This is a genomic window from Nonomuraea sp. NPDC004580, from assembly GCF_040609855.1.
GTDB classification, from domain to species: Bacteria; Actinomycetota; Actinomycetes; order Streptosporangiales; family Streptosporangiaceae; genus Nonomuraea; species Nonomuraea salmonea.
The window spans coordinates 101,425-111,458 of record NZ_JBEXLH010000012.1 but is presented as its reverse complement, the minus strand read 5'-3'; the positions used below and the strand labels follow the sequence as shown (position 1 = coordinate 111,458).

Annotated in this window: 10 protein-coding genes and 1 riboswitch; of the genes, 5 read left to right on the top strand and 5 right to left on the bottom strand. The window is 71.5% G+C overall.

What is annotated here, in order from left to right:
• Positions 1-86 precede the first annotated feature (86 nt).
• Positions 87-1,031, bottom strand: coding sequence for an ATP-dependent DNA ligase (locus ABZW11_RS15685; protein ID WP_355417035.1), 945 nt, complete (start codon positions 1,029-1,031; stop codon positions 87-89).
• 57 nt (positions 1,032-1,088) lie between these two features.
• Positions 1,089-1,184: riboswitch (TPP riboswitch) on the top strand.
• On the opposite strand from ABZW11_RS15685, the gene thiD reads away from it, so the two are divergent.
• Positions 1,172-1,981 carry a bifunctional hydroxymethylpyrimidine kinase/phosphomethylpyrimidine kinase gene (gene thiD / locus ABZW11_RS15680; RefSeq protein ID WP_355417032.1) on the top strand — a complete coding sequence of 270 codons (810 nt, stop codon included), beginning with the start codon at positions 1,172-1,174 and terminating at the stop codon, positions 1,979-1,981. It overlaps the preceding riboswitch by 13 nt.
• A gap of 28 nt (positions 1,982-2,009) precedes the next feature.
• Complete coding sequence (locus tag ABZW11_RS15675; RefSeq protein WP_355417029.1) at positions 2,010-2,684, top strand: TenA family protein; 675 nt, start codon at positions 2,010-2,012, stop codon at positions 2,682-2,684.
• A gap of 15 nt (positions 2,685-2,699) precedes the next feature.
• Here ABZW11_RS15675 and ABZW11_RS15670 read toward each other — a convergent pair whose 3' ends face one another.
• Together ABZW11_RS15670 and ABZW11_RS15665 are read right to left on the bottom strand one after the other, a co-directional pair.
• Positions 2,700-4,814, bottom strand: coding sequence for a carbon starvation CstA family protein (locus ABZW11_RS15670; RefSeq protein ID WP_355417026.1), 2,115 nt, complete (start codon positions 4,812-4,814; stop codon positions 2,700-2,702).
• 3 nt (positions 4,815-4,817) lie between these two features.
• Positions 4,818-5,183, bottom strand: coding sequence for a hypothetical protein (locus ABZW11_RS15665; RefSeq protein ID WP_355417023.1), 366 nt, complete (start codon positions 5,181-5,183; stop codon positions 4,818-4,820).
• A 235-nt stretch (positions 5,184-5,418) separates the two neighbouring features.
• On the opposite strand from ABZW11_RS15665, the gene ABZW11_RS15660 reads away from it, so the two are divergent.
• Complete coding sequence (locus ABZW11_RS15660; protein WP_355417020.1) at positions 5,419-7,428, top strand: GxGYxYP domain-containing protein; 2,010 nt, start codon at positions 5,419-5,421, stop codon at positions 7,426-7,428.
• Positions 7,429-7,478: 50 nt separating this feature from the next.
• Here the strand turns inward: ABZW11_RS15660 and ABZW11_RS15655 are convergent, their stop codons facing one another.
• Positions 7,479-8,141 (bottom strand): hypothetical protein, encoded by a 663-nt coding sequence (locus ABZW11_RS15655; RefSeq protein WP_355417017.1) that lies wholly within the window; start codon positions 8,139-8,141, stop codon positions 7,479-7,481.
• Between ABZW11_RS15655 and ABZW11_RS15650 the strand changes: the two genes are divergently transcribed.
• Positions 8,140-8,841, top strand: coding sequence for a Clp protease N-terminal domain-containing protein (locus ABZW11_RS15650; RefSeq protein WP_355417014.1), 702 nt, complete (start codon positions 8,140-8,142; stop codon positions 8,839-8,841). The genes ABZW11_RS15655 and ABZW11_RS15650 overlap by 2 nt on opposite strands.
• Entirely contained in the window at positions 8,838-9,455 is a 618-nt protein-coding gene (locus ABZW11_RS15645) for a hypothetical protein (RefSeq protein WP_355417011.1), read from the top strand. The genes ABZW11_RS15650 and ABZW11_RS15645 overlap by 4 nt, the downstream gene beginning before the upstream one ends.
• Here the strand turns inward: ABZW11_RS15645 and ABZW11_RS15640 are convergent.
• Positions 9,441-10,016 carry a WHG domain-containing protein gene (locus tag ABZW11_RS15640; RefSeq protein ID WP_355417008.1) on the bottom strand — a complete coding sequence of 192 codons (576 nt, stop codon included), beginning with the start codon at positions 10,014-10,016 and terminating at the stop codon, positions 9,441-9,443. The genes ABZW11_RS15645 and ABZW11_RS15640 overlap by 15 nt on opposite strands.
• Positions 10,017-10,034: the final 18 nt, after the last annotated feature.

The window sequence follows — 10,034 nt, the reverse complement described above, 5'->3', positions numbered from 1 at the left end:
CCCGGCTCCGCGGGCGGCAGTCCGGCGCCGCAGGCGGTTATCCGATGCGGGGGCCGGGCGGCTATCTGGCGCGGCGGCGCAGACGGCTATTCGGCGCGGCGGGCGCGGGCGCGGCGCTTGCCCTCGTGCATCGCCTGCGCGCGCGCCACCGGGATCGTGTGCCCCTCCTCGACGAGGTCGGCGGGCAGCGACTGCGGCTCCGGCATGTGCTCGGCCCACGGGTCGCCCTCACCCAGCCGCTCGACAGCGGTGCGGATGGTGAACTCGCCAGGCCGGACGCCGTCGAGCTCGTCCCACGCCACGGGGAACGAGACGGGCACGCCGGGCCGGATCCGCGGGCTGTAGGCGGCCGCCACCGTCGCGCCGCCCGCCCGCGTGGAGTCGAGGAACACCTTGCCCTCGCGGTCCTCCCTGATGAACGCGGTGGTGGCGAGCGCCGGGTCCAGCCGCTCGGCGCGGGCGGCCAGCGCCCGGGTGGCGGCGGCCAGGTCGTCCATCGCGGTGCCGGGCACGACGGGCACGAACACGTGCACCCCCTTGGCCCCGCTGGTCTTGACGGCCCCGGCCAGCCCGCAGTCGGCCAGCGCCTGCCTGACGAGGTGCGCGCCCCGGACGGCCGGCGCGAAGGAGTCGTGCTCGGGCGGGTCGAGGTCGAGCACCATGTGCGTGGGGTGCTCACCGGCGTAGAGCGCCGGGTGGTATTCGACGGCCCGCTGGTTGGCGAACCAGAGCAGCGTCCTGCGGTCGTCGCACAGCGCGTACGTGATCCGCCGCCGGGAGGAATCCGCCCACACGGACACCGAACGCACCCAGTCGGGAGCGTATTTGGGCAGGTTCTTCTGCATGAACGGCTCCTGCCCGGGGCGTACCCGGATGACCGAGAGCGGCCGGTCGCGCAGCACGGGCACCATCCGGCCCGCGACCGCGTCGAGGTAGTCGACCAGGTCCCGCTTCGTGGCGTCGGCGCCGTCGAAGAGGGGCTGGTCGAGGTTGGTCAGGGAGACCCCGTCGCGCGTCTCGTCAGCGGCCACCCGCCCTACGATGCCCACACTCGAACGTGTGGTCAACAACCCGGCCTGTTAGAGTGAGCCGTTGACGCGGGGTGCCCGGAAAGCCGGGCTGAGATTACACCCGTCGAACCTGATCTAGTTCGCACTAGCGAAGGGACGTCATGGCAGCGAACGCCGTTCCCAAGGTCCTGACCATCGCGGGCACCGATCCGAGTGGCGGGGCCGGCATCCAGGGCGACCTCAAGACCTTCTCGGCGCTCGGCGCGTACGGCATGACGGTCGTCACCGCGCTGGTCGCGCAGACCACGACGGGCGTGACCGGCATCCACGAGGTGCCCGCCGCGTTCGTGGCCCAGCAGCTCGACACCCTGCTCACCGACGTGCCCGCCGACGCCGTGAAGATCGGCATGCTGGGCGACGCCGACCTGATCAAGGCGGTGGCGGCGGCGCTCGACACATACCGGCCGCCTCATGTCGTGCTCGACCCCGTCATGGTCGCCAAGAGCGGCGACCGGCTGCTGCCCGCCGACGCGGTGAGCGAGCTGCGCCGCACGCTGCTGCCGCGCGCCGACCTCATCACTCCCAACCTGCCCGAGGCGGCCGACCTGCTCGGCGAGCCGCAGGTGAGCGGGCTGCCCGAGATGCACGCGCAGGCGGCCAGGCTGCGCGCGCTCGGCGCCCGGCAGGTGCTGCTCAAGGGCGGCCACCTCGACGGCGACACCTGCGTCGACGTGCTGGCCACCCCCGAGGGCACGATCGAGCTGGCCGCGCCGCGGGTGCCGACGCACAACACCCATGGCACGGGCTGCACGCTGTCCTCGGCGATCGCGGCGCTGCGGCCCCGTCACGACGACTGGCCCAGTGCGGTGCGCGCCGCGAAGGACTACCTGACGCAGGCGCTGCGCGCCGCCGACTCGCTGGGCGTCGGCCACGGCCACGGCCCCGTCCACCACTTCCACAACGCCTGGTAACCGGCCCCCCTCTCGCGAAAGAGACGCGATGTTCTGCGATGACATCTGGCAGCGCACGTCCGAGCTGATGCGCGCCATCCACGAGCACCCCTTCGTCACGGCACTCGGCGACGGCTCGCTCGACCGTGAGACGTTCGCCTTCTACATGGTGCAGGACGCCCGCTACCTGGAGGCGTTCTCGAAGGCGCTGGCCGCCGCGTCCGTCCGCGCCGACGACTCCGACGAGGCGGCGTTCTGGGCCATGAGCGCGCACACCGCGCTGGTCGCCGAGCGCGAGCTGCACTCCGGCTACATCGAGGAGCTGGGCGCGGCCGTCAAGGGCATCGCGACCTCGCCGACGTGCCTGGCGTACTCGTCGTTCCTGCAGGCCACGGCCCTGTCGGCGCCCTACCCCGTGATCGCGGCGGCGGTGCTGCCGTGCTTCTGGATCTACCAGGACGTCGGCACCGCGCTGCTCGCCAAGGCCGGCGACGACCCCGCGCACCCGTACGCGAAGTGGATCTCCACCTACTCCGACCCGGAGTTCGCCGCGTCCGTCGAGCGGGCCAAGGCCATCACCGACCGGCTCGCCGCCGCCTCCCTTCCGGACACCCGCGAGGCGATGGCGCAGGCGTACGGGCGGGCGGCGGCGTACGAGTGGATGTTCTGGGACAGCGCGTGGCGGCGCGAGGGCTGGCCCACGGCCGCCTGGCTCGCTCCCTGACGGCCTGCCTCACGGTCACGGCGACTTCGCCATCAGCTCCTTCTCCTCGCGGGTGGCGATGAGCCCCGACGGCGCCACGATCGTGGACTCCTGGAACGGCGTCTCCGTGTCGGGCAGCGGTTCGCGCAGCCGGATCGCCTTGATCCAGATGCGGGCGGCGTCGAGGAGGACCACGATGATCAGCACGGCGAAGAGCGCGGCCAGCACGCCGTCCACGGTCGAGTTGACCACGATCTGCCGCATCGCGTCCTCCGTCCTGGCGGGCGCGAGCAGCTGCCCCTGGTCGAGCGCGGCCTGGTAGCGGTCGCGCTGGGCGAAGAAGCCGAGCGTGGGGTCGGGCGAGAACACCTTCTGCCAGCTCGCGGTGAGCGTGACGGCGGCGTCCCAGGCCAGCGGGACGCCCGTCACCCATGCCCACTTGAGCCGGCCGCTCTTGATCAGCAGTGTGGTGGCCACGGTGAGGGCGACGGCGGCGAGGAGCTGGTTCGCGATGCCGAACAGCGGAAAGAGCTGGTTGATGCCGCCGAGCGGGTCGTTGACCCCCTGGTAGAGGAAGTAGCCCCAGGCCGCCACCACGACGGCGCTGGTCGCGACGAGCCCGGGCCACCAGCTCACCCGGGAGATCGGCTTCCACAGGTTGCCGATCGTGTCCTGCAGCATGAACCGGCCCACCCGCGTGCCCGCGTCCACGGTGGTGAGGATGAACAGCGCCTCGAACATGATCGCGAAGTGGTACCAGAACGCCTGGAGCCCCGCGCCGCCGAGGAAGCCGGAGAAGATCTGCGAGATGCCCACGGCCAGGGTGGGCGCGCCGCCCGTCCGCGCGATCAGCGTCTCCTCCTGCACGGCCGCCGCCGCGGCCTGCAACTGCTCGGGGGTGATGACGAAGCCCATGTTCGTGACGGCCTCGGCGGCGCTCTGCACGGTCGCGCCGACGACGCCGGCCGGTGAGTTCATCGCGAAGTAGAGGCCGGGGCTCAGCACGCAGGCCGCGGTGATCGCCATGACCGCCACGAACGACTCCATGAGCATGGAGCCGTAGCCGATCATCCTGACCTGCGTCTCCTTCTGGATCATCTTCGGCGTCGTGCCGGACGAGATCAGCGCGTGGAAGCCGGACAGCGCGCCGCAGGCGATGATGATGAACACAAAGGGGAACAACGACCCGGCGAAGACCGGCCCCTCGCCGTTGAAGGCGAAGTCGGTGAACGCGGTGGTCCGCAGCGGGGGCATGGTGACCGCGATGCCGACCGCGATCAGCACGATCGTGCCGATCTTCATGAACGTCGACAGGTAGTCGCGCGGCGCGAGCAGCATCCAGACGGGCAGGACGGCGGCGACGAACCCGTACGCGATGAGCCACAGCGCCAGCGCCGACGGGCTGAGCGTGAAGGTCGGCGCCCAGCTCGACTCCTGCACCCAGCCGCCGGCCATGATGGCGAGGATCAGCAGCACGACCCCGATGACCGTCGTCTCGACGACCCTGCCCGGCCTGATCACCCGCAGGTAGAAGCCCATGAACAGGGCGATCGGGATGGTCATCGCGATCGAGAAGACGCCCCAGGGCGACTGCGCGAGCGCGTTCACCACGACCAGCGCCAGCACCGCGAGCAGGATGATCATGATGGCGAAGACCGCGATCAGCGCCGCCGCGCCGCCCACCGGGCCGATCTCCTCGCGGGCCATCTGCCCGAGGCTCCTGCCGTTGCGCCGCATGGAGAAGAACAGCACCACCATGTCCTGCACGGCCCCGGCGAAGATCACCCCCGCGATGATCCAGATCGTGCCGGGCAGGTAACCCATCTGCGCGGCCAGCACGGGACCGACCAGCGGCCCCGCTCCCGCGATGGCGGCGAAGTGGTGACCGAACAGGATGCGCCGGTCGGTCGGGTGGTAGTCGATGCCGTTGTCCAGCCGCTCGGCCGGGGTGGCCCTGCGGTCGTCGGCCCGCAGCACCTTGCGGACGATGAAGCGGGCGTAGAAGCGGTAGGCGATCGCGTACGAGCCGAGCGCGGCGCACAGCAGCCAGACCGCGTTGACGTTCTCGCCTCTGGACAGGGCGAGCACCGCCCAACCGACGGCCCCGACGAGGGCCACCGCCGTCCAGATGATGATGGAACGCAGCTTCACCGGTTACCTCCCATGTGTCTGGCGACGGACAGGATCATGAGCAGGGTCGTGAGCTGGGCGGCCGAGACAGCAGCGCAGCCCGGCGTCCGGCAGCAGGTCGGTGGTGAAGCGCCGCCAGCGCCACAGCGGGCGGCAGTCGATGGTGACGGGCAGCTCGGCGAGGTGCACCCAGGCCGTCGGGTGGGCGTACACGAGACCGGTGGGGCCGAGCCCGCGCGCCCGGCGCGGCAACCTGCTGCGCCGCAGCGGCCTGACCGAGAACTCGCCCGCGTCCGCGCAGCACAGACCGGTGACGTGCCAGTCGAAGAAGACCACTTCGTCGGCGCGCAGGGCGTCACGGGCGGCGGAGGTGAGCATGACACGGGACATCCGTGGCTCCTGGTGAACAGGCAGCTCAAATTAACGTCGGCCGTACCCTGCGGTTGCTCCGTTGAAACGCTTCAGTGCCTCACGAAACGATCACATGAGCGATCGGCACGGCTTATCCGGAAATTTCGCCGCATTTACACCATGGACAACAAACCGTCACATAGGTACGTTCGCTAGCGAAGCGATGACAACGCTGTCATTCCTGGTCTCCCCCCGACGAGGAGCAGTGAACGCCATGGTCTCCCGACGTGAATTCCTCCTGGCGAACGGCACGGTCCTCGCGGCCGGCGCGCTGGGTCTGAGCCTGCCCGCCGCCCCCGCCGCTGCCTCCGCCTCCGCCCCCTTATTGCCCGGCTTCGGCCGCCCCAGCCGGCTCGACTACGCCGACATCGCCACCCTGCACGGCGACGACCAGCTCCTCCTGACCACCCTTCAGGGAGTCGTCAACCGCCGCCGCCCCCGCCTGTACTTCAACTACAACGAGGAGGGCTACGACGAGCGCTGGCTGTCCAGCACCGGCGCCGCCGTCACCCGCCACGACCGCCCGCTCGACCTCGTCGCCCGCTACCGCGGCGAGGTGCGCGGCGCGATCCTGCACGACCCCGACGTCCCCGACTCGGTGAACGTCGCCACCACCCTGGCCGGCCTGGAGAACGCCGTCGCCGCCACCGCCGAGCAGGCCGAGCAGCACCGCCTCAAGGTCGTCACCGACCTGCGCGGCCGCTTCGGCGCCGACGACGTGCTCGCCATCTACCGCTGGCAGCTCGACACCCTCTGGCCCCGCTGCACCCACGCCCTGCTCAGCGGCCTGCCGCCGACCAGGACCGTGTCCGTCGAGAACGTCCAGTGGCGCGAGATCGCCAGGGAGACCGAGCGCATCAGGGACACCTCCAACCGCGAGGTGCGCACCTTCGACCTCAGCCAGGAGCTGTCCGGCGAGGAGGGCGTCTTCCTGCGCTTCCAGGACTCGCTCGGCGACGACGGCTGGGGCGCCTCCGTCGGCTCCTTGGTCGTCAAGGCCGACGGCGCCCAGATCGCCGCCTTCACCCCCGGCACCGACGCGGAGGCGCCGTACCTCTTCGACGGCGTCAACTCGGCCGTCGGCGCCGAGTCCAACCGCTTCGCCGACGGCGGCGGCTACTTCATCTACCGCCTCACCCCGCCGGCCGGCACCCGCGAGCTGCTCGTCGAGGTGGACCTGTGGAACCAGTACCTGGTCACCGCCACCACCACCGCGCCCACCCGGGTCGAGCCGTTCCCCTACTTCCGCGACTACACCGTGGCCAGCCGGGCCATGGTCTTCTGGCTGCCGCCGTCCGGCGAGACCGGCAAGCTGCTCGACGAGATCTTCAGCAAGGTCAGGCCGACGACCCCGTACGCCGGCTGGTTCTCCAACGACGTGGCCGGCGAGTGGGGCGGCGTGGACCGCGCCTCCCAGCACGCCGTGGAGGTCGTGCCCGCCGATTACTACATGAACGGCACCGTGCACGCCGGCGTCGCCGCCAAGGTCTCCGACCGCGTACGCCCGCGTCCACGCGCCACCCTCCGCAACCGCGTCTACCTCACGCTCACCGTCGGCGAGGGCGACAACATCCAGTACTGCCAGCGGCGCATGCGGCAGCTCTGGGACGACCCCGCGCGCGGCCGCGTCCCCACCAACTGGACGGTCAGCCCGCTGCTCGCCGACATCGGGCCCGCGCTGCTCGCCCACTACCAGCACACCGCCACCGAGAACGACCTGCTCATCGCCGGGCCGTCCGGCGCCGGTTACACCTACCCGGGCTCGTGGCCCGAGGCCGACCTGGCCGCCTACACCAAGCTCACCGGGCGGTTCCTGCGGCGCACCGGCATGGACCTCGTCTACGCCTACAACCACCGCAACGCCGAGGACGACGGCTGGGTCGCCTTCGACGAGCGGATCGCCGCCTCCTACCGCAGGAACACCCCGATCCGCGGCATCATCCAGTCGTGGGAGACCGGCGACCTGCAGACCCACGTGGGCGGGCTGCCGGTCATCGGCAACCTCTACCCGCAGGGGAAGGCACAGGAGTACCGCGACGGGCTGCTCAGGCACATCGAGGGCTGGGACGGCTCCACGCCGCTGTTCATCGCCGCGGCCGTGAACGCGTGGAACTGGACGCCGTCCGACATCGCCGAGCTGGGCGAGCTGCTGGGCGACCCGTTCGAGATCGTCCGCGGCGACGCCTTCTTCGACCTCCTCAACCGTCACCTGACGAAGAAGTAGAACGGCCGGTCTTCCCCGCCCCCTTCGACGGGCGGGGAAGGCCGGTCGGGTCAGCCGCCCTTGGCCGCCGAAAGTGGGGTGAGGCCGAAGGCGGCGGCGAGATCGGCGGCCAGGTCGTCCGGGGTCCGCGAGCCGTCCACGTCCACGACGGGCAGGCCGGTCTCGCGGGCCTGACGGCGTACCTCGGCGTCCCACAGCTCGTCCCGCGCCACCCGCACGGCCAGCGCCGCGGCGGGGTCCACGTCGCCGTAGGTGGCGCGGGCCGCGGCGGGGTCGGCGTAGCGGGCCGCCAGGTTCCTGCGCCGGAACCCCGGCTCGGGCAGCAGGAACACCGCCTGCTCAGGGCGCTTCAGCAGCGGCGCGAGCTCGCGGGGCAGCGGCCGGAAGTCGTCCACCAGCACCGGCCGATCGGCGGGCAACGCCAGCAGCTCCTCGACCACGAACCCGAACGTCTCGCCGTGCAGGCTCGGCATCGCGCGGAACACCTCTTCCGGCGCGCGCCCGGCGAACCGCTCCTCCTTGGGCATCCGCACCAGAGCGCACATGTACGGCTGCCGCTCCGGCGTACACCGCCCGACGTACCGCGCCTCGGCACGATCACCGTCGTAGACGGGCAACTCATACCGCTCGGCCAGAATCCGGGTGACGGTGCTCTTGCCGGCCCCCGTCCCGCCCGCGATCCACCGTACGTGCGCCAGCTCGTCAGCTCCCATGCCTCCACCCTTTCACGACCCCAGCTGGAAGCGTCGCCCCCTGAGCGAGCTGGCCGACGCCGTCACGCTCGCCGAGCACATCGGCGAAGTCGCCGACCATCTCATAGGCCACTTCGTCGACCAGGCCCGACGTTCCGGAGCATCGTGGACGGAGATCGGGCGTAGCATGGGCGTCACCAAACAGGCCGCCCAGAAGCGGTTCGTTCCCAAGGAAGGCAGCAGCGCCAAGGCGATGACCGACGACCTGCAGACGTTCACCCGCTACACCAATCGCGCCCGCGTCGTCGTGGTCAAGTCCCAGGAGGAGGCCCGCGCGTCCAAGCACGCGCAGATCGAGCCGGCCCACCTGGTGCTGGGCCAGCTGCACCAGCCCGACGCCCTGGGCGCCGTCACGATGGCCGCGCTCGGCGCGCCCGTCGAGACGGTACGGAACGCGCTGGCGGCGGCGCTCGGCACGGGCCCGGGGAGCGAGGAGCAGTTCCTGCCGTTCGCGGCCCAGAGCAGGAAGGCGCTCGAGCTCGCCGCCCGCGAGTCGCTGCGCCTCGGCCACGACTGGATCGGCCCCGAGCACCTCCTGCTCGGCGTCCTGTCCCTCGACGACGCCCCGGTGGTGGGCGTGCTCGCCGGCCTCGGCGTCACCAAGGAGCCGGCCGAGCAGCACATCCGCCGTAGGGTGGACGAGCTCCGCAACCCCACGTGACCGGCGACGCGATCACGGAGGCGAGCAGCCGCGTCTACGAGCAGCTGCGCGACGGCGACCTCGACTACGCCACGCTCCTCGACCTCGTGATCGTGCTGGACGACCACGGTGTCAGCACCCCCGCGACCAGGGAGTTCCTGGAGTCCGACCCTGCCCCTCTCTGTCAGACTGCCGACCTGTCCCGGGTGGCGGAGGCGGTCCTGCGGGAGACGTCGTTCGAGCCGCCGTTCGAGCTCGAACCCGGCTGGTGGCACACCCTGGAAGAAGCGCTCGCCGTCGTGGAGCGCGACGCCCGCGCCACCGGCGTCACCGGCACGCTGCGGCTCAACGTCCCCGACTGGGACCCGCAGGGGTACGCGCGCGTGGAGTTCCGCGGCGCCTACCAGGGCAACGGCATGGCCCCCTCGACCGGCAGCGACCCGGTCGGGGCGCTCGCCGAGGTCGCCGACGCCGCCCAGGAGGTCATCGTGGAGATGATCTGGCGGGCCTGGCCCGTCTGTCCCGAGCACGACCGCGGCCTATGGGTCGCGTACCAGGACGAGACCGTCGTCTGGCGCTGCACGTACGGCGGCGCCCACCTGGTCGCCGCCGTCGGCGAGCTACCGTCCGTGTGAAGGCCAGTTGCGCAGGAGGGCGTCGAGCGCGTCCAGGGTGCGGTTCCAGGACTCGTCGACCGAGCGCGGGGTGTGCCGGAACCCGCCGACCATCTCCAGGCTCACGTATCCGTGGAAGGTGGCGCCCAGCATGCGTACGGCATCGGTCTGGGCGGAGTCCGGCAGGTCGTAGCCGCGCAAGATCGCCCGCGTCATCTCGGAGTGGCGCGGGGCCGCGCTGTCGGCGGCGGTCTCGTAGTCCATCTCCAGCTGCGCGGCGGCGTACCGGCCCGGATGTTCCTTCGCATAGCCCCGGTACGCGTTCGCGAACGCCACCAGCGCGTCCTTGCCCGACCGCCCGGCGAGTGCGGTGGCGGCCCGCTCGGCGAGCTCGGCCAGGGCCAGCTTGGCCACCCTGACCCGAAGGTCCTGGAGGTCCTTGACGTGTGAGTACAGGGCCGCCGGCTTGACCCCGAACGCGCGCGCGAGCGCCGAGACGGTGACGTTCTGGAAGCCGATCTCGTCGGCCAGCTCCGCCGCCGCCTGCGTGAGGCGTTCCGCGGTCACTCCCGCACGTGCCATGCGCTGCCTTTCATCTGC